Annotated in this window: 20 protein-coding genes, 1 tRNA gene and 1 other RNA gene; 10 read left to right on the forward strand and 12 right to left on the reverse strand. The window is 30.2% G+C overall.

Annotated features, from left to right (window positions below; genetic code table 11):
- Window positions 1-473: 473 nt before the first annotated feature.
- Window positions 474-1,442 (reverse strand): glyceraldehyde 3-phosphate dehydrogenase NAD-binding domain-containing protein, encoded by a 969-nt coding sequence (locus CCY99_RS02265; RefSeq protein ID WP_112059797.1) that lies wholly within the window; start codon window positions 1,440-1,442, stop codon window positions 474-476.
- A 9-nt stretch (window positions 1,443-1,451) separates the two neighbouring features.
- Window positions 1,452-2,243: a hypothetical protein gene (locus tag CCY99_RS02270; RefSeq protein ID WP_112059798.1), complete on the reverse strand. Its 792-nt coding sequence runs from the start codon at window positions 2,241-2,243 to the stop codon at window positions 1,452-1,454.
- 90 nt (window positions 2,244-2,333) lie between these two features.
- On the opposite strand from CCY99_RS02270, the gene glyS reads away from it, so the two are divergent.
- Window positions 2,334-4,352, forward strand: coding sequence for a glycine--tRNA ligase subunit beta (gene glyS / locus CCY99_RS02275; protein WP_112059799.1), 2,019 nt, complete (start codon window positions 2,334-2,336; stop codon window positions 4,350-4,352).
- A gap of 66 nt (window positions 4,353-4,418) precedes the next feature.
- Here glyS and CCY99_RS02280 read toward each other — a convergent pair.
- From CCY99_RS02280 to mraY, 3 genes are all read right to left on the reverse strand, one after another.
- Window positions 4,419-4,494: transfer RNA gene (locus CCY99_RS02280), tRNA-Phe, on the reverse strand.
- Window positions 4,495-5,449: 955 nt separating this feature from the next.
- Window positions 5,450-6,658 (reverse strand): UDP-N-acetylmuramoyl-L-alanine--D-glutamate ligase, encoded by a 1,209-nt coding sequence (gene murD / locus CCY99_RS02285; RefSeq protein WP_112059800.1) that lies wholly within the window; start codon window positions 6,656-6,658, stop codon window positions 5,450-5,452.
- Window positions 6,655-7,710: a phospho-N-acetylmuramoyl-pentapeptide-transferase gene (mraY, locus tag CCY99_RS02290; RefSeq protein WP_112059801.1), complete on the reverse strand. Its 1,056-nt coding sequence runs from the start codon at window positions 7,708-7,710 to the stop codon at window positions 6,655-6,657. The genes murD and mraY overlap by 4 nt, the downstream gene beginning before the upstream one ends.
- Window positions 7,711-7,799: 89 nt before the next feature.
- Here mraY and gpmI point away from each other — a divergent pair, with 89 nt between their 5' ends.
- Window positions 7,800-9,275, forward strand: a complete 1,476-nt coding sequence (gene gpmI, locus CCY99_RS02295; RefSeq protein WP_112059802.1) for a 2,3-bisphosphoglycerate-independent phosphoglycerate mutase — start codon at window positions 7,800-7,802, stop codon at window positions 9,273-9,275.
- A gap of 28 nt (window positions 9,276-9,303) precedes the next feature.
- Window positions 9,304-11,490 carry an STT3 domain-containing protein gene (locus CCY99_RS02300; RefSeq protein WP_112059803.1) on the forward strand — a complete coding sequence of 729 codons (2,187 nt, stop codon included), beginning with the start codon at window positions 9,304-9,306 and terminating at the stop codon, window positions 11,488-11,490.
- Between the two features lie 41 nt (window positions 11,491-11,531).
- Here the strand turns inward: CCY99_RS02300 and CCY99_RS02305 are convergent, their stop codons facing one another.
- On the reverse strand, window positions 11,532-11,849 hold the full coding sequence (locus CCY99_RS02305) for a TRL-like family protein (RefSeq protein ID WP_220092225.1): 318 nt from the start codon (window positions 11,847-11,849) through the stop codon (window positions 11,532-11,534).
- A 149-nt stretch (window positions 11,850-11,998) separates the two neighbouring features.
- An RNA gene (gene rnpB, locus CCY99_RS02310) (RNase P RNA component class A) lies at window positions 11,999-12,347 on the reverse strand.
- A 151-nt stretch (window positions 12,348-12,498) separates the two neighbouring features.
- Between rnpB and CCY99_RS02315 the strand changes: the two genes are divergently transcribed.
- Together CCY99_RS02315 and CCY99_RS02320 are read left to right on the forward strand one after the other, a co-directional pair.
- On the forward strand, window positions 12,499-12,792 hold the full coding sequence (locus CCY99_RS02315) for a thioredoxin domain-containing protein (RefSeq protein WP_112059805.1): 294 nt from the start codon (window positions 12,499-12,501) through the stop codon (window positions 12,790-12,792).
- Window positions 12,789-13,205, forward strand: a complete 417-nt coding sequence (locus CCY99_RS02320) for an META domain-containing protein (protein WP_112059806.1) — start codon at window positions 12,789-12,791, stop codon at window positions 13,203-13,205. Before CCY99_RS02315 ends, CCY99_RS02320 begins: the two co-directional genes overlap by 4 nt.
- Here the strand turns inward: CCY99_RS02320 and CCY99_RS02325 are convergent.
- The 5 genes from CCY99_RS02325 to CCY99_RS02345 form a co-directional block, all read right to left on the reverse strand.
- Window positions 13,202-13,597 (reverse strand): hypothetical protein, encoded by a 396-nt coding sequence (locus tag CCY99_RS02325; protein ID WP_112059807.1) that lies wholly within the window; start codon window positions 13,595-13,597, stop codon window positions 13,202-13,204. The two genes, CCY99_RS02320 and CCY99_RS02325, sit on opposite strands and share 4 nt — an antisense overlap.
- Window positions 13,597-13,896, reverse strand: coding sequence for an AtpZ/AtpI family protein (locus CCY99_RS02330; protein WP_112059808.1), 300 nt, complete (start codon window positions 13,894-13,896; stop codon window positions 13,597-13,599). Before CCY99_RS02330 ends, CCY99_RS02325 begins: the two co-directional genes overlap by 1 nt.
- Window positions 13,897-13,963: 67 nt before the next feature.
- Window positions 13,964-15,256 (reverse strand): glutamate-1-semialdehyde 2,1-aminomutase, encoded by a 1,293-nt coding sequence (gene hemL, locus CCY99_RS02335; RefSeq protein WP_112059809.1) that lies wholly within the window; start codon window positions 15,254-15,256, stop codon window positions 13,964-13,966.
- A 90-nt stretch (window positions 15,257-15,346) separates the two neighbouring features.
- Window positions 15,347-15,703: a DUF5666 domain-containing protein gene (locus tag CCY99_RS02340; protein WP_112059810.1), complete on the reverse strand. Its 357-nt coding sequence runs from the start codon at window positions 15,701-15,703 to the stop codon at window positions 15,347-15,349.
- 61 nt (window positions 15,704-15,764) lie between these two features.
- The gene (locus tag CCY99_RS02345) at window positions 15,765-16,217 is read right to left on the reverse strand and encodes a GatB/YqeY domain-containing protein (RefSeq protein WP_112059811.1); all 453 of its coding nucleotides are present in this window, start codon (window positions 16,215-16,217) and stop codon (window positions 15,765-15,767) included.
- A gap of 82 nt (window positions 16,218-16,299) precedes the next feature.
- Here CCY99_RS02345 and flgH point away from each other — a divergent pair, with 82 nt between their 5' ends.
- From flgH to pseI, 5 genes are read left to right on the forward strand one after another with little or no spacing between them, the layout of a single operon-like run.
- The gene (gene flgH, locus CCY99_RS02350; protein ID WP_181646801.1) at window positions 16,300-16,995 is read left to right on the forward strand and encodes a flagellar basal body L-ring protein FlgH; all 696 of its coding nucleotides are present in this window, start codon (window positions 16,300-16,302) and stop codon (window positions 16,993-16,995) included.
- A gap of 6 nt (window positions 16,996-17,001) precedes the next feature.
- On the forward strand, window positions 17,002-17,676 hold the full coding sequence (gene pseF, locus CCY99_RS02355; protein ID WP_112059813.1) for a pseudaminic acid cytidylyltransferase: 675 nt from the start codon (window positions 17,002-17,004) through the stop codon (window positions 17,674-17,676).
- The gene (locus tag CCY99_RS02360) at window positions 17,664-18,608 is read left to right on the forward strand and encodes a hypothetical protein (protein WP_112059814.1); all 945 of its coding nucleotides are present in this window, start codon (window positions 17,664-17,666) and stop codon (window positions 18,606-18,608) included. Before pseF ends, CCY99_RS02360 begins: the two co-directional genes overlap by 13 nt.
- A gap of 12 nt (window positions 18,609-18,620) precedes the next feature.
- Window positions 18,621-19,157, forward strand: coding sequence for a UDP-4-amino-4,6-dideoxy-N-acetyl-beta-L-altrosamine N-acetyltransferase (pseH, locus tag CCY99_RS09810; RefSeq protein WP_112059815.1), 537 nt, complete (start codon window positions 18,621-18,623; stop codon window positions 19,155-19,157).
- 3 nt (window positions 19,158-19,160) lie between these two features.
- Window positions 19,161-20,216: a pseudaminic acid synthase gene (gene pseI / locus CCY99_RS02370; protein ID WP_346436742.1), complete on the forward strand. Its 1,056-nt coding sequence runs from the start codon at window positions 19,161-19,163 to the stop codon at window positions 20,214-20,216.
- Window positions 20,217-20,433 lie beyond the last annotated feature (217 nt).

Raw genomic sequence — 20,433 nt, forward strand, 5'->3', positions numbered from 1 at the left:
CTAGTTTTTTAAAGATTCTAGTTTTTCTTTAAAACTAAAGTTTATTGAAATATATTTGGAGATTCTTATCCTAGTAATTAAAATAGAAGAATCCCACTTACTATAATAAGAAATATTAAGATTTAATTACAACTTTAAGATTAATTTTTAATTTTAAGATTCTAGATAAAGATGGCTGGAATCTTAAAGTTATTTTTGATTATTAGAATCTTAGCTTATGGGATAAATCTTTTAATTTTATATATTAATCTAATGTTAGGATTCTATTATCAACTCTTTTAGCTCTAGTGAACTAATTCTATTTTATGTAATAATAGATTCTTATCCTAGTAATTAAAATAGAAGAATCCCACTTGCTATAAATAAAAAATATTAAGATTTAATTACAACTTTAAGATTAACTCAAACTTTAAGATTCTAGATAAAGGCTGGAATCTTAAAGTTATTTTTGATTGTGGAGCAATAATTTGATATTATGCATTAATTATTTTTGCCATATCAATTAATCTCATCGCATATCCACTTTCATTATCAAACCAAATGCTTATACGACATAGATTGTGATTTATTTTTATCAAATCACTAGCTATAACAGCACTTCTAAGCTCACCGATAAAGTCGCTTGATACGGACATTTCATTATCAAATCCAATAATATCATTATTAAAATCTATACCTAAAATATCATCTTTTGATATATGCTCCCTAAGCAATAAATCAATATTACTAAAAGCCACGATAGAAGTTGGAATCCTTATTGAATCGCCATAGAATTTCCCATTAAGTTCATTAAATAATTTCCCTAAAACCTTACCAATGGAGCTTGTAGTTGGGATAATATTTAAAGTAGCATTTCGACTAAGCCTAATATCTTCCCTATGTGGAGAATCCAGCAAGGATTGGTCGTTATTAAAAGGGTGGATAATGCTTATATTCCCACCTATGATATGATATTTTTCTTTTATCTTTTTTATTATTGGGGCAATTGCATTTGAGGTGCAAGATGCATTTGATATTATTTTTTCACCTTTGTAAGAATCCTCATTTACACCACAAACATAAATAGGCATTTCATCTTTTGGCGGTGCACTTAAAATAACCTTTGAAGCACCATTTTTAATATAAGATTCTAGACTTTTCATATCTAGGAATTCACCGCTACATTCTAATACTAAATCCACATTTTCAAATGTAGAATCTTTTGGATTCTTAAATGAACTTAGAATAATTTCTCTATTATTGATTATTAATTTATTATTATCAATCTTGCAATCTCTACCAAATCCGCCAAATACAGAATCTTTTTTTAACAAATATATTAATTTATCAAAATTCGCAGTATCGTTGATATGCGTGATTTGCAAATCATTTGATGGAATACTCTCTAGAATCCTAAAAAATGCTCGTCCAATACGACCAAATCCATTAATAGCTATTTTCACCTAAAAAACCTACTTATTTGTATAGAATGGCTGTAATGTTATCGTTTTTTCATGTGTAATTGTTTCTTCATCATTTTTATTATAGATACTAATTATGGCTTTTTTATCTTTTTTTGCTTGTTTTATAGCGGAAGTATCATCACTTTTTAAGGTTGCTACTTCTATTCTTCTTATTTTTTCAATAACATCATTCTCTTGTTTTTTTAGTTTTATATTGCTCGTATTAGAAAAGCTTGACAACATAGGCTCTCTTTTTTTTAGTTTAATATTACTCAAATATTTTGGAATATAGCTCTCTAAAATATCTTTTTTCTCTTTGATACTTCTATAATAGTTTTCGGCTAATTCATTCATTCTAGGGCTTTTTTCCCAACTAAAACCTTTATTATATGATTTTACTATATTTTTCCAATTCCCATCTCTAACCTTATCCCAATACATCAATTCATCAATAGCCACTTTTGAAGCAAATTCATCATCTCTTACTAAAAGCTCCCCAATTACATTTCTATTAAATCCAGTATCTTTTAGCATTTTATATCTTCTTATTACGCCGGGGATTAATGCATGATAGATTCCAGCACTTGGGTCGGCAAAATTCATTCTATATTCACCTGCACAAGATTCGTGCCACGCAATAGCTGCTAATGTAAAACCTAAATCATATTGTTTGCCATAATTATAAGCATATGCGATTATTTCTTTCTGTGATTGACTAAATTCATCTACGCTTACACATTTATTTATCGGTGTAGCAAAAAGAGCAATAGAAAAAAGCAAAAAAACTAAAACAAAACGCATATCCAACCTTTAGGCTTATTTTGGTAGAATTCTACTTCATTTTTAATAAATCAAGTGTTAAACGAATTAAAATTATAAGGAAAATCTACATTGAATACATCGTCATTAATAATAGAAATATTTATAGAAGAACTGCCATTTAGCGGGGTAAAAAAAGAGATAGCAAATGTTTTGCCAAAATTTAATAAGATATTACAAGCCAATAAAATCAATGCTAAGATTGATTTTTTTTGGACGCCAAGACGATTAATATTGCATTCTTTGGATTTTCCACTTTTTTTAAATGATGAAATTGTAGAATTTTTTGGTCCGCCATTAAGTATTGCTTATAACGATGGAGAGCCTAGCATAGCGACAAATAGTTTCCTAAAAAAACTAAATATAACAAAAGATGAGGTTCAAATCAAACAAAAAAATGGCAAGGATTTTCTTTATTACTCAAGCACATTAAAAGGCAAACAAACCTCCATTTTATTGCAAGATATTGTGATGGAATTTCTAGCTTCTCTTAATTTTGGTAAAAGTATGAAATGGGGCATTAATGATACTCTTTTTATTCGTCCTATTAGAAATATTTTTATATTATTAAATGATAATTTTATAGAGATTCCAAGTCTTGCAAGTAAATATCACTTTACCCAAACAAATTATATTATCCCACATAGAAGCAAAGATAAAAAAGCCATCTCTAACTACAAAGAATATTTTGATTTTTTGATTCAAAATGGTGTGATTTACTCACAAATGGAGCGTAAAAAACTTATTGTAGAGCAAATCAAAGATATAGAAACAAAATTAAATATAAAAGTGGAAATTGATAATAATTTGCTTGATGAAGTAGTGGCAATTACTGAATTTCCAACAGCTTTATATGGCGAGTTTGAGAGTAGATTCCTAACTTTACCAAAAGAAGTTATTATAACCTCTATGAAGATTAATCAAAAATATTTTGCGACATATAAAAATAATAGCTTAAATAATGGCTTTATTGTTGTTTGTAATATTTTAGATACGAATAGTTTTAGCGATGTTGTAAAAGGAAATGAAAGGGTTTTAAAAGCAAGATTCGAGGATGCTCTATTTTTCTATCAAAATGATTTGAATACTTTTAATCAAATAAATACGGATTTGCGATTAAAAAATATTGAGTTTATACAAGATTCTGGTAGCATTTTTGATAAGGTCCAAAGAGAAAAAGAAATAGCAAAGATTCTTATATCACAAATAGATTGTAATAGCGATGTGGTGCTAAAAGCATTGGATATAAGTAAGAATGATTTGCTTAGTGAAATGGTTGGGGAATTTGGCGAGTTGCAGGGCATTATGGGGTCGTATTATACAAATAATGATAAGCTAAGAATCCCACTCAAAGAGCAGTATTTGCCACTTCAAGAGGACACAGAGTTGCCTACAATGCCAGAATCTGGAATTATTGCTATCGCAAATAAATTAGATTCCATTATTAGTATTTTTGCGATAAATAAGATTCCAAGTGGCTCAAAAGACCCTTTTGCACTTCGTAGGGCTTGTAGTGGCATAATTAAAATCATTATAAAATTTAACATTCCTTTTAATCTAAAAGATATATTACATTTGCTAAAACCACAATATAAGCAAATTGACACAATAGCGATAATTAACTTTTTTTATGAACGATTAGAAAATACACTAGAGATGAATCAGTCCATTATTAATGCCGCTTTAAAATCCAATCAAGATGATTTATTGCAGATTTGTTTGCAAATAGAGGCATTGAATAAAATTATAAAAAGCGATGATAAAGACGCATTTAAAAGCTTATTTAAACGCGTTGCGAATATTCTCAAAAATACAAATATTAATGCAGAATCTATTAATAAAGATTTATTGCTACAAATAGAGGAAAAAAATCTATATAAAGCTTTGCAAGATTTTAGAAATCTTGATTTAAAAACACCAATGGAGAGAGTGGAGAATCTACTTAGATTTAAAGGATTATTGCAAGATTTTTTTGATAATGTGATGATTAATGCAGAAGAAAAAAATATAAGAGAAAATAGAATCCTCCTCGTAAAGGGAATTTACGAGGAGTTTTTTAAAGTGGGAGATATAAGGGAAATTTCATTTTAACCAAAAACATACAGGAGTTTGTCAATTAAAATCTAAAATGTTGCTTGTTTTATACTTTTTTAATTATGGTGGCTCGAGGCAGAATCGAACTGCCGACACGAGGATTTTCAGTCCTCTGCTCTACCAACTGAGCTATCGAGCCATTACTTAAATTTACTTAAAAATAAAGTTTCGCATTCTAGTATACAAGTTTTTAAATTTTACTTAAAATTATTCAAATATTCACTTTATCATAAATAAAGAAAACCTTAGTAAATACAAAAATCTTTAAAATTTGATTCTAAATGAGATTCAAAAAAATCAAAAAAGATAAAATAATTTTTGGATTGTATCTCTAAAATGCAATCCTTTAAAAAGCTATCTTATTTTTTTGCAAATTTATAGAAAAATCGATAAAAAAAGATTTGTAGTTTTTAAAAAATCACTATAAATATCATTTTTTTTAAGCAGAATCTTTATTTTGTTAGTGCTTCTTTGGGATAATTTATTAGTATTACTACAACTTCCTCTAGCAAGATATATGTTTGCTCTATGATTTTTTGAAAGTTAGCCAATATTATAAAAACATCAAATAAATCTCTAGGTTCATTTCTATTATAAACACTCTAATTTATTTGACAAGATATTCCAAGCTATCAATCTAAATTCCACATTTTTTATTAGCTGGAATGTGGTTTTTCGTGGCAATATCATTTACTAGCTCAATTTTTAACATATCAAAAACCACTATATCTGTATTTTTCATCAAAGTAAAATCTATGTAGTGCAATGCCACCAGTAAGATAAAATTTCAATTCACTTTTAGCAATTGTCAAAAATAATATCTTGCCTTTTATATAGCTCTAAAAATCTCTTTTCCATAGCTTTTTACCTCTTCGTTTTCTATATAAATAGAAGTTTCTTTGCTATTAAATTTATTCATTAAAAGCATTTCATTCATCTTTTTAAGGTCTATGATTTGCTCCTTAAAAAACTCGCCATCATGTATCTTGTTTTAGATTCTTTGATATTATCTGCAATATCATTCATTAAAATCAATTCTTTTTATGCTTAGGTTTAATATTTTTATATCCTTAGAATATCTCTTCGTTTTATATTTATAAACTTAATGCATATAGTTTAAAGAATTCTCCCCTTTGTTTGTATGAAATAAATTGGTCTAAACTCGCACAAGCTGGGGAAAGTAGGCAGACGCCATCATCTATAAAATCCTTATTTATCGCATTTAATGCACTTTTTAAATCCCTAGAATCCTCGCATAAAATGCAGTATTTCCTACATAAATCTATTATATGATTTGTGCTTTTTCCTATAGCAAAAACCTTGACTTTATATCGCTTTAATTCCACTATTAAGGGTTCTAAACTCACGCCTTTATTATCTCCGCCAAGTATCAATCGTATATATTTATCGCTATAAATTTTCAATGCTTGTAATGTCGCATCAATATTTGTAGCTTTGCTATCATCTACAAAAAGCCTACCTTTAGCATCGAAAAATTCCTCAATCTTATGTGCATCTATGCGAAATGAATTTATTTTATGGTAATCAATCTTATTTGTGATAATCTTGGCAATGCTTAAAGCCATTATAGAATCTAGCAAAAAAGCACCTTTAAATTTAATCTTATTTATATCTATATTAAATTTTTTTGCTAATTCAAGGGCAGAATCATAGAAATAAATTGTTCCTTTAAAATCCTTAATTTGGGGAAAGTCTTTATATTTATCTGGGATTATCGCATAGCTTTTTTCTTGCATTAATCTTAGTGGTTTTAGCTTTGCATTTGTGTATTCCTCAAAACTTCCGTGCCAAGAAATATGGTCTGGAGTAATAGGCAATAGTGCATAAATATCTGGTTTCGCTTTGTTTGTGTAATGAAGTGTAAATGAGCTTGTTTCTAGAATCCACATTTTGGCATTTTTATTTAGCTCACAAATGGGATTACCTATATTCCCACCACTTAGGCTTCCAGAATCTTCTAATAACATTTGTGCCATTTGCGTTGTGGTTGTTTTGCCATTTGTCCCGCTAATCCACACACTAAAAGGAGAATCTTTGCTATAAAAATAATCATAATCACTAATGAGATTTTTTGCCTTTTGTATCAATTCCCATTGTGGCGGAATCCCCGGACTAACAATCTCTAAAGTAGAATTATCCGCATTAAATAAGTTTGGCGGAAGTAGGTTGTTGTTATATTTATCTTTGCTTGGGGTAGTAAATTTATCATCATAGATATTGCAAGGGGCTAGAATCTTACCCAAAGATTGCATTGTTTTGCCATAGCCAAATAAACTAATCATCGTATTTTTACACTTAAAATTGCTAAAAGATTGCTAAGGAGTGCGATAATCCAGAATCTTATTATTATCTTATTTTCACTCCAGCCCTTAACCTCAAAATGATGGTGAATAGGTGCCATAAGGAATATTTTTTTATTGCGTATTTTATAGCTTCCAATCTGCAAAATAACGCTCAATGTTTCAATAACAAAAATAGAGCCAATTAAAATAAGTAGAATCTCATTATTTGATACAATTCCCATATATGCGATAAATCCTCCAAGTGCGAGACTCCCACTATCTCCCATAAAGATTTGTGCAGGGTGGCAGTTATACCATAGAAAGCCAAATAATGAGCCTAAAAGTGCCGAAGATAATATGAAAAGCTCCCCACTATTTGTTATTTTTGGTAGTAAAAGATATGAGCTAAATACGGCATTCCCTGAAATATAGATAAAAATACTTAATGTCGTAATAGCACAAATACTAGGCACAGTAGCTAATCCATCTAATCCATCTGTGATATTTACTGCATTGCTCGATGATATAAAGATAATTGTCCAAAAAATAATCGCAAAATATCCCATATTAAAGATTGGATTTTTAACAAATGGGATATGCAAAAAGCTATTATGCTCCACTAATGCTAAACAAATTGAGATAATTATAGATGCAAAAATAAGTAGGATAAATTTTCGTTTTGCTGAGATTCCTTGATTTTTACGATGGGATATTTTCGTGTAGTCATCGCGGATTCCAATAAGACAAAATAAAAATAAAACTAGGATTCCAAATAGCACATAATAATTGAAAATATTTGCACATAATAAGCTTGCTAAAACGCTACAAGACACAAATACAACGCCACCCATTGTGGGCGTATTTGACTTTATTTTATGTGTTGGAATAAAGGTTGAAATGGGCTGTGAAGCTCGTTTAAGTTTTGCCCAAATAATAAATCGTGGTAAAAAGAACATAGAGAGGCAAAAAGCAAGCATAAAGGCAATTCCGCCACGAAAAGAAATATACTTAAATATATTTATTCCAAATTCAGTATATAGATAATATAGCATTAAAAAGCCTTCAAATTTTGAAATTATTGTGTAATTTTTTGGTAATATTTGCGAAATTATACTTTAAAAGTTTGAACTAGGATTCTAAAATGAAAAAAAAAGTAGTATTAGTTATAACTGATGGCATTGGATATAATGAAAATAACGAGTGGAACGCATTTGCAAATGCTAAAAAGCCAAATTACGAGTGGTTATTTAAAAATGCTCCATATTCATTTCTAAGCACTTTTGGCACAGATATTGGGCTACCAGAGGGACAAATGGGAAATAGCGAAGTGGGGCATATGTGTATTGGCTCTGGGAGAGTGCTATATCAAGATTTAGTTAAAATATCTATGGCGTTAAATAATGGCACTTTAGCGAAAAATCCCGCATTAAACGAGTTTGCAAAAGATTTAGAGGTAGTGCATTTATGCGGATTAGTTAGCGATGGTGGGGTGCATTCGCATATTGAGCATATGATTGGATTGGCAAAGATTCTGGATTCTATGGGGAAAAAGGTCTATATCCACGCAATTACTGATGGACGCGATATAGCACCATTTACCGCCCCAAAATATATAAAAGAAATACTTAGTATAGAATCTAAAAATATCATATTAGCTACGATAAGCGGAAGATTCTATGCAATGGATAGGGATAATCGCTGGGAGCGGATAAAAGTGGCGTATGAGTGTATCACAAGCGGGGCAAATCCGCAAAATAATCCATTAGAATACATTCAATCTCAATATGATGAAAACATTACTGATGAGTTTATCATTCCTGCTAGTTTTAATGGCTATAGTGGAATGAAAAATGGCGAGGGTTTGATTTTTACTAATTTTAGGAGTGATAGAGCAAGGGAAATATTAAAAGCATTAGGATTCGATGATTTTAATGAATTTAAGCGAGATGTAAAGCCAAATATTAAGATTCTAACGATGTGTGAGTATGATGCGACTTTTGACTTTCCTATTTTATTCCCAAAAGACAAGGTTGCAAATACATTAGCAGAAATCATAAGTAAAGCTAATCTAACACAAGCCCACATCGCAGAAACCGAGAAATACGCACATGTTACATTTTTCTTTAATGGCGGAAATGAGGAGATATTGCCAAATGAAGAGCGGATTTTAATCCCATCGCCAAAGGTGAAAACATATGATTTAAAGCCAGAGATGAGTGCATTAGAGGTTTGTGATGCAGTTTTAGAATCTATGGAAAAAGATAAAGATTTTATAATAATAAATTTTGCAAATGGCGATATGGTCGGGCACACAGGTGATTTTGAAGCGGCAATTAAAGCAGTGGAGGCAGTAGATAGTGAGCTTGGGCGGATAATCGCTAAGGCTAAAGAGAAAGATTATTCATTAATCATCACAAGCGACCACGGAAATTGCGAGAAAATGAAAGATGAAAATGGGAATATTTTAACCAATCACACTGCGGGATATGTGTGGTGTTTTGTTATCGATAAAGATGTCAAAAAAGTTAATGATGGCGGATTGGATAATCTCGCTGCAAGTGTTTTAAAACTGCTTGATATTGAGATTCCAGAATCTATGTCAAAGCCACTTTTTTAAAGAATAAGATTTCAAGGAAGTAAACATAATGTTTCAAAAAATCATAAATTTTAAGTATTTTAATATCTGCGTTGATGTTTTTTTTATATTAATTGCCATTTTTATATCAATCTACGCACGAGAAGCGTTTGTGTATTATAGTAGTGCTTTTGGATATTACTTTTTTGATGGTAATAGAATACTTACTACAAATGATGCTTATCATTTCGCCACTGCAACAAAGGATTTAATACAAGGGCATATAAAAGATGCTTTTTATCCTATTGCTTCACTTGAGATGCCATCAATATTAAGTGCATTTTTTTATTATATTCTGCCTTTTTCTTATGATGATTTATTTTTCTATCTACCTATTGGGCTTTCAAGCTTAGTTGCTATTCCCATTTATTTATTTACAAAAGATATAACAAATCGATATTTTGGTTTATTTGCCGCTATTTTAACGCCACTTAGCATTGGCTATAGCAATAGAAGCGTTGGCGGATATTATGATACTGATATGTTGGTTTTGACCTTTCCTATGTTTGGTTTATATTTTTTATATAGAATCCTAAAAAACTATCATTTTAAAGATTTAATATTTGCCATTATATTTTTCATTTTATCACTTTTATGGCATAAAGTAAGTGCGACATATATACTTACAGCTGGGATTTTTATAGCATTATTTTATACTATTATAAAAGATAGAACAAATCTTAAAATATACGAAGCACTAGGTATTTTAATCATTTCTATTTCGTATATAAATATTATTATTAAATTAATTTTGATTGCTATATTATTGCACTTTATAGCCCCTAAGCCACTATTATTTGACAATATAACTACCAAAATAAAATCTAATCTAAGATATAAAAGTTTGCTTATTTTGCTAATAGGATTTGCTGTTTTTATCATTGCAAATGGGGATTTGATACTATCGCGTTTATCGACCTATATTACGGATAATATGGTAACTTCTAATTCCATTGTATTACATAGCACCGTTGGAACGATAATGGAGCTAAAGCCATTGGATTTCTCAAATCTAGCAGAACGAACTATGGGAGATAGTGCCACATTTGTGATAGGATTGGTTGGGATTCTTGTTATGTTTATTAAGATTCCAAAAACTTTAATCCTACTTCCATTTCTACTTTTATCATTAGCAAGTTTGAAACTTGGGCTTAGATTCTCAATGTTTGGTGCTACTATATTTAGTATGGGATTTTTTTATTTTATTTATACGATATTAAATGTTCTAAATTTTGCTTTTAAGGATAGGATTTTTTTAAATATTACAAAATTAATTATAGCTTTCTGTTTTGCTTTATTTGCTATTCTACCTAATTATTATCACACTAAAAATTATATCGTGCCACCTGTTGTGCTTGGAGTTGAATTAAATGCACTTAATGCGATAGATAAAGATTCTAATAGCAGAGATGATATAACCATATCTTGGTGGGATTATGGATTTATGATTCCATATTATTCGCATACTAGGGCAATTATACAAGGCACGGATTTAGATGGGGTGAATCACTTTCTTTCAAGTTTTGTTTTGGCTTCTACGAATCAATTTGCTTCATATAATATGGCAAAATTAATAGCAGAAGCAATAGACACAAAGGATAAAAATCTACAAAAATTACATAGCATTGATAGGATTCTACATAAATATAATGCAGATTCTAATCCAAAAGCCTTTATGGAATCGCTAAAAAACCCTGATTTTAAAGCACCAGAATTACAACATAATATTTATATTTATCTACCATTTAGTATCCTTCCTATTCAAACGGCATTAGATGAATTTAGCGATATAGATTATAGTAGCGGAGAGGTAATACATAAAGAGGAGAGTAAAACACTAGCACAATACTTAAATATACAAAAAGATGGGGATTCCTATATACTTGATGGCGAATATACATTTTTCCCAAATAATGGGACATTTAAAAGTAATGAGCTTAAAAAATCTATTCAAGTTCAAAAGTTTCACATCATAGAAAAAACCCCATTGGGGCTAAAAACCACGACAAAAACCTATACAAATGATAAAACAAAATTACATATTATTTATTCCAAAGAATTAGATATATTTTTTGCTATAGATGATAGGACGAATGATTCCCTAACTGTGCAGTTATTTGTATATGAAAACTATAATAAAGATTTATTTACTTTGATTTATAGCGATAAAAACGCCAAAGCATATAAATTGAAATAATGTAAAATCTTAGATTCTAGATTCTAAGATTTACTATGGACTTATTCGCCAATTACGATAGTTGTATATGAGGCGTAAAAGCCAAGAACGCTAAAAGATTCCACATCGACACTATGCACTTTTGTGATATTGCCATTTTTTTTCGCTGCTTGTATAGAGCAATCTCCACTGGCAACTATGCCTAAAACAGACGAGCAAACAGCTTCACCTCGTTTTAATGTTTTTGCTGGATTATTAGAGTTTTTGGTTATTCTTCTATTTCTTGCTGTATTTTCTTTAGTTTCATCTATGGAAGCTTCTGTAGCAGTTATGGGTGATGTTACATTGGTATACCATATGCCAACTAATGGAGATTGCACACCCGAACAACCAATTAGCATAAAAATACTAAATACCCCCCCCCAATAATAGAGCTTTCATCATTTCTCCTTTAAAAATAAATTATCAATTAAAAGCCAAGAATTATAAAATTTTTTAGCTTAATTGGCGTTTATTTGAAATAATGTAGATAAAAGGTGTAGCTATAAGCCGGATTCTGTCGTGTGCGATTATTTATCTAAGGATTATTTCACAATAATCTTTAAGCGAAGAGCTAAAAATATGGAGCTTATAACCTGCTCTTCTTGCTACGAATTGGGTTTACATTGCGACTTTAATTGCTTAAAATCCGGTGAGCTCTTACCTCGCCCTTTCACCCTTACCAAGCCATAGAATTCTTTTTGTGAATCTTATGTTGGCGGTTTGCTTTCTGTTGCACTTTCCCTTATCTTACGATAGCCATCTGTTAGATGGAATCCTGCTCCATTGTAGTCCGGACTTTCCTCTTAAAATTTTTAAGCAATCGCACGCTACACCTTGTGGGATTCTAATACAAAATTATTAATTAAAGATTTAATTATATGCTATTAGATTGTTTTTTAGAAATTTTAGTGATAAATCTCTTTGGTTTTTTATGGATTTTTCTTGCTATAATATGCTCTTGTAATGAAATTATAAAAGGATATAAATATGGAAGTTTTAGAAAATTTTAAAAAAGAAATTGCAAGTGGTTTTGTGATTGTGGATTTCTATGCTCCTTGGTGTGGAGATTGTGCTAGGATTGCCCCGATTTTAAAAGAATTAAAAAATGATTACAACATACACGAAATAAATATTGATGAAAATGAAAGTATTTCAAGTGAATTTGGGATTAGAAGGATTCCAACTTTGATATTTTTTAAAGATGGTAAAGAAGTGGGAAAACGCCTTGTAGAGCCAAAATCTAAGAAAGAAATAGTCGATGAAATCGAAAAGATTAAATGAAAATATATCTATTAGCATTAGTAGTTTTATTGAGCGTAGGTTGTGCAGATATAGCAGAATCTAACACACAAAATAAAACCAATTTAAGTGATGGAGAATATAAGATTATCTCTATCACAATCAATAATGATATTTTAGAGATTCCACAAAAAGCGACATTTAACATAAAAGATAATAGAGTTTATGGAAATGCTGGGTGTAATAATTACTTTGGCGGATTTGTAAAAAATGATGATGGAAGTGTTTCATTTTTTACTATCGGTTCTACTAGAATGCTTTGCCCTGATGGATATGCAAATCAATTTGAGTATAAATATCTAAGAAGTCTAGATAGCACTTTTCGCTTGTCAAAAAATGGTAAAGATATTATTTTAGAGAATCCTTCGAGTAAGATTATTGTGAATAAAAACTAATTAGATTTTCTACTCATAGCAAATGCCATAGCAAAGCTACAAAGTAGCACTCCAAATAAAAATGGAATAATAAAAAATAATTTATTATTAATCAAAGATATAATCCCAATAGCAATAAAAGCATAGGCTAAAAGTCTAAAAATCCCAAAAGAAAGTCTAAATCCTATAAAAAATCTATGTTTTTTTGGAATATTAAAATCATCACTTTCTTCTTGTTGTGTTTTTTGATTTATATCTACGAATGATTGAACCTTTTTTAACATCGATTTATAAGAGCTATAAACAACTGCCATTGAGCCTAAAAAAGCCACTTCAAAACTATATAAATAATGTATATCAAAAAATACTAAAATAACTACACCAATGATATTTGCTAGGAAAACGATTAGCATTATTTATCATTTTTATAGTTATATTTTGGGTCATTTGCTAATTTATCAAAATCTTTTAATTGACTTTTATATGCTTTATAGACATTTAAAATCGCCGCACAAACTCCCCAAAAAACGCCAATCCAAAAAACCCAAAAAACATCAAAAATATTTTTTAATAAGATTCCAATGCCAATCCCAAGTAAAAGTGCTACAACAATAGAGATTCCAAGTGATAGACCTTTTATGCCTACTAAAATACCTTGTAATTTAGGCTCTTCTTTATCTTTTTTATTAGTATTATTATCTTGATTATTCATATTTAATTCTATATAATTGCCCTAGCAGATTCTTAAGTTTATTCAGTTGGAACATTGAATCTGCCATTTATTGACCTTTCATCTCGCTAAATACAACTTCGCAATCCTCTATAACTTTATTGATAATTTCCTTATTCATAGCAGCACAAATAAATCCACTCTCAAATGCAGATGGTGCAAAATAAACGCCCCTCTCCAGCATTTTTTGATGAAAACTCGCAAAAATCTTTGTATTTGAAAGCTTTGCATCATCAAAATTACGAACCTCTTTGTCATTAAAGAAAAATCCAAACATACTTCCTCGAACACAAGTCTTTAAACTAAATCCATAATCTTTAGCTTTTTGCTTCATTCCCTCTGTGAGTAATATGGCTAATTCTTCTAGGTTTGCATATAGATTTTTATTTTGTTTGATTTTGATTAATGTCGCATATCCAGCGGCAACAGCGATAGGATTCCCACTTAATGTTCCTGCTTGATATACATTTCCAACAGGGGATAATAAATCCATAATATCACTTCGTCCGCCAAATGCCGCCAAAGGAAGCCCACCACCGATAACCTTTCCAAATGTTACTAAATCTGGAATCACATTATAAAATTCTAATGAACCCCTAAAAGACGCCCTAAATCCACTCATAACCTCATCAAAAATCAATAATGCATTGTATTTCTCGCATATTTTTTTTAATCCCTCGATAAATTCTTTTTCTCCGGGGACTAATCCCATATTTCCAGCGATTGGCTCTATTATCACACAAGCGACATCACCACTTGCTTTAAAACAGGATTCTACAGAATCCAAATCATTATATCTAGCAACCAAAGTATGTTTGCTAAAATCATTTATTACACCCGGAGAGCTAGGGCTTCCAAATGTCGCACAGCCACTCCCAGCACTCACAAGTAATGAATCACTATGTCCGTGATAGCAACCTTCAAATTTAATAATATCATTTTTTCCACTAAAGGCACGCGCTAAACGCAATGCACTCATAGTGGCTTCAGTCCCGCTACTAACAAGTCTAATCTTATCAATGCCATCGTAGATTGAGATTATTTCTTTAGCAAGTTTTGTTTCTCCAACAGTTGGTGCACCATATCCAACCCCTCGCTCTAAAGCACTTTTTATGGCATTGATAACATCAAAATCTTTATGTCCTAAAATCAAAGGTCCCCAACTTTGGATAAAATCGATATATTTATTATTATCCTCATCGATTAAGTAGCACTCATAAGCATTTTTTATCATTCTAGGGTATCCACCAACAGATTGAAATGCCCTAACAGGAGAATTCACCCCACCGGGAATGACACTTTTTGCTTCGTTAAAATCATTGATACTATTTAGTAGATTCATCATTTGCCTTATTGATTGTATGGAGATAAGATGAGAAATAGAAACTACAAAATTTTAAATTTTTATAGTTTCTATTAATTTTATATAGATTTAATATGCCCTATTGCTTACACATTTTAACTCTATTTCGGAAGCCACATAGCCAACTGCTGGATTTGTTGTTGCATTTACTTGGTTTTGCACTGCTTGATTTGGCCAAGCTTCTATTTCGACAAATGAGCCCATTGCTAAATCTACAAATTTACCATTCATATCCATTCCAAAGATTCCGCAATCATCAAGTTTAATATGAGTTTGTGGTAAAACCTGAACTACGATATTATTAACAGTGATTGTTTTTGTATTATTATCTATGCTGTTTATAATACCTTTAATCTCAAAACCATCTGCACTAAGGCTACTTAAAAACAAGCTTGCAATTACTGCAATAAAGCTTATCTTTTTCATAAATGTTCTCCTTATTATTTAATTAATTTTTAGCATTTGATTATATCTCAAAAAAACTAAATTAAGAATTATTTTCATTCAATAATTCTTTTGCAATCTTACTAATCCTGCCCCCATCTGCAACTTGCAAGAGATTCTTTGCTTCGCCCATAACCTTACCTAAATCTTTTATACCATTTGCATTTATGGATTCTATTATTTCTTTTACTTTTATTTTTAGCTCATCATCATTTAATTGCTTAGGTAGATATTGCAAGATTATTTCTAATTCTTTTTCTTCTTTTTGTGCTAAATCATCTCTATTTGCTTTTTTATAAGCTGTAATAGAATCTAATCGTTGTTTTTTTGCATTAAGTAGTATTTGTATGACATTTTCATCGTTTAATTCTATTCGTTTATCGACTTCCACTTGTTTTAATGCAGCGTTTAAAAGTCGTATTGTATCGCGTCTAAAAATATCATTTGTTTTCATTGCAGTTTTTAAATCATCATTTAATTGTTGTTTGATGCCCATTTTTATCCTTTGTGTTTATTGTTTGTGGAATAAACTTTGCTTTAATTATATAGTTCAAAGTATATCAAATATGGATTTAATAATGATAAAAAAAGTATTTTTTTTACTAATATTTACTTTAGTTTATGCTGACCCTATAATGGATTTTAGCCCACCAAAATATGTAGAGGAGCTACCAGAAAAAGATTTTGTAGAAGAATTTCCAAAATTAGGCTCATTATTTGGGCAAGGTGAGCGACCTATGTTTGCTGATAGACGAGCAATGCGTGTGAATGATATTTTGCTAGTTCAAGTAAGTGAGAGTTCCACTGCCGCATTTACCACGCAAAAAACATATAATGGCACACAAGGTGGGAATCTTAATGCACCAATATTAAATTATAATGGAAATGATGAGGGAATCTCACAAAGTGTGCAGGAATTTCAAAGTGGCAGTGCATTTGATATGACATTAAGCAATTCTAATTCTAATTTCAATGGTGGCGGCACACAACATAGAAATGAAAATGTAGAGCTTGAGATAACTGCTAGGGTTATAAAAGTGTTAAATAACGGAAATTATTATATTGAGGGGACAAGGCAGATTATGGTAGATGGAGAGAAAAAGATTATTTTATTAAGTGGTGTTATTCGCCCTTATGACATTACTTCAAATAATACGATTGAATCGAAATTTATCTCCGAGTTAAAGCTCAACTACACAAGCGAGGGCGATATAAGTAATAAAAGACATAAAAAATGGGGAAGTGCGGAGCTAGAACAGGCTTGGCCTTATTAAAAAATAATGAAAATTGCAATAATACCTGCTAGAGGCGGAAGTAAAAGAATTAAAAATAAAAATATTAAGGATTTTTGTGGAAAACCAATAATCTCTTATGCGATAGATTCTGCGATAAATTCTAATATTTTTGATAGGGTTATTGTTAGCACAAATAGCAAGGAAATAATGGATATTGCCATAGAGTGCGGAGCAGAAGTCCCGAATCTTAGAAGTGAAAGCTTAAGTGATGATTTCGCTACAACACTTGATGTTATGAGCTATGAGGTTAAAAAACTAGATTTAGATGATGATACTATTGTTTGTTGCATTTATCCTACTACCCCACTTCTAAAACCTGAATTTTTAAGATTAGGATTAGAGAAAATCCCAAAAAATGCTTATTGCTTTAGTGCTTGTGCTTTTAACTCGAATCCTTTGAGAGGTTTTTTTATAAAAGATAATAAATTGATTTTATTAGATAGGAAATTTGAATTCTCACGCACACAAGATATTGAAGCGATGTATTATGATGCAGGGCAGTTTTATTTTGGATATGCGGTAAATTTTGCAAATAAACAATCGATTTTTAGCGAGGATTCTACCTTAGTTGTTCTTCCTGAAATAAGTGTAGTGGATATAAATACAAATGATGATTGGGAAATTGCGGAGATAAAATATAAGATATTATGCAAGCAGTAATATTTACGGAAGCTGGAAGTAATTTTGGATTAGGGCATTTAAGTAGATGTGTGGCATTAAAAGACTATCTAGTAAATGCTGGATTTGAAACTACTATTTATAGTAGAGGCAGTTTTTCTTCCAATGATTGCGTATCTTTGGAATGGTTAGCAGAATCCTCAAAGGAGAATCTTAAAAATATCTTACACAATAAACCGCTTGTATTTGTGGATTCATATTATGCGGATTTTGCACTATGTGAATATATCAATAAAATGGCGAAAGTTTGCGTATTTTTTGATGATTTTAATAGAATGCAATACCCAAAAAATTCCATTATACTAAACGGAGCACTCAACGCACAAAAATATTATATCGATGTTTGTAATGAGATGTTTGTAGGTATTGAGTATTTTTTATTAAGAAAAGAATTTAGACAAAAAGAACATAAAATAATCAATAAAGATATAAGTAGAATCCTAATTACTTTAGGTGGAAATGATGAAGCAAATAATAATCAAAAAGTATTAGAAATACTAGAAAAAGAATGTTATTATGCAATGATTGATATTGTTATTGGGGAGATTCACAAGCCACTAAGTTATGGTTTTAACACAAATGTGCATAAAAATCTCAGTCCAAATGTGCTTAAGAATCTAATGTTAGATTGTGATATAGCCATAAGTGGTGGCGGTGTAACGATGGTTGAGCTACAATCTATGAAAACCCCGACAATAGCACTACAAATCGCTCCAAATCAAGCATATCAACTTAGAGCTTGGCAAAAAGAAGGTCTTAGATTAGCAGAGAATGTATATCAAATAAAAGGTTTGTTGAAAACACTAAAAAAATTCAAAGATAGAAAAAAGCTCTTTAATCGCCTATCAAAGATAGAAATAGGGGCAAAAGTGCCAGATTTTATAACAATAATAGTAGATAAATATAATGCCTAATAAAGAATATTAATGAAAAATACTTTTATATTGGATAATATAAGCGTGATTAATTTTATTCATCTAAATGAAGATGATTTATTGGAGATTCTAAAAATGCGAAATAATCCAAAGATTTCACAATGGATGCTTGTAGATAGGCAAATAAGCCGAACCGAGCATTTTAATTTTATTGAGAATCTAAAACTACAAAAAAAACAAATATATTTTGCACTAAAACATATGGATATGATTTTGGGTGTTATCTCGCTAACTAATATTGATTTATACAACAAAAACGCATTTATTGGAATCTACGCAAATCCAAATCTTTTGCAACCTAATAATAAAAGCAAAAGCGTAGGACATAGGATAATGAAGGTTTTAAAATATATTAGTTTTGATGAATTATCGTTGCATATTATCTTTGCAAAATGTCTTAGCACAAATATGTCGGCACTAAGATTCTATGAAAAAGAAGGTTTTTTGAAATGTGGAATCCTACCTCAATCTATTAAGAAAGCAGATGGATTTATAGATACGATTTTATTATCGTTTAAAAAGGATTAAATTGTGGGAGTTTTTATCGTAGCGGAGCTAAGTGCTAACCATAATAAAGATTTAAGCCTAGCAAAAGAAAGTTTATATGCGATAAAAGAATGCCAAGCAGACGCTATAAAGTTGCAAACATATACGCCAGATAGCTTGACTTTGAATTGCAGAAATGATTTCTTTAAGATTAAATCAAATACTATTTGGGATAATAAATATCTTTATGATTTGTATAATGAAGCGTGTATGCCATTGGAATGGAATGAAGAACTTTTTAGCTTAGCAAAGAAGATTGGATTAACTTGCTTTAGTAGTGCTTTTGATATTAGCGGAGTAGATTTATTAGAATCTCTAGATAATCCAATATATAAAATTGCAAGTTTTGAGATTACTGATATTCCATTGATTAGCTATATAGCAAGTAGGAATAAACCTATTATTTTATCGAGTGGTATTGCTATGGGAGATGAGATAAAAGAAGCAGTAAATGTTATAAAAGCACAGAATAACACAGATATAACACTATTAAAATGCACTAGCGCTTATCCTGCACCGATAAATGAAATGAATCTACTTCAAATGGTTAAGGACGCAAAAAAATATAATATAAAATATGGTCTATCCGACCATAGTTTAGGATTTAATGCAAGTATTATAGCCACTACTTTAAAGGCTAGTATTATCGAAAAACATTTTGTTTTAGATAAGAAAAAAGGCGGTTTAGATTCTGCTTTTAGTATGGATTGTAAGGAATTTAGAGAGCTAGTAAGGCTCATTAGAGAAAGCCAAGATGCAATTGGTAGTAGTGATTACAAAATAGAAACATTAATAGACATAAACACGGAATCCAACCCAAAAGGAAGGGAATTTGCTAGAAGTTTATTTGTATCTAAAGATATAAAAAAAGGTGAAAAACTAAGCTTAGATAATGTGCGTTCGGTTCGACCAAGTAATGGCTTATCTCCAAAATATTTATATAAAATCATAGGAAAAACCGCAAAAAGGAATCTTGAATTTGGCAAACCACTTGAGTGGCAAGATATTGAGATAAGTGATATTGAAATGGCTGATATATAGTTTTATAAAATATTAAGATTCTAAAAAAGTTAAAGTTTTTAAAAAAGAATCTTTGAAATTTAGTTGAAGATTCTACTTAAAGGTGTAGAGATAAAAAATTCTGTAATTTTTTAAGAAAGTTTTAAGAACTTTGGCTTTAGAGCATAGAAATTCAAATTTTAATTTCTCTCACAAAACTTAAATTAGTTTTAAAAAATATTAGAATCTAACATTATTT

Origin of the sequence: Helicobacter sp. 16-1353 (genome assembly GCF_003288815.1) — a bacterium.
GTDB lineage: Bacteria > Campylobacterota > Campylobacteria > Campylobacterales > Helicobacteraceae > NHYM01.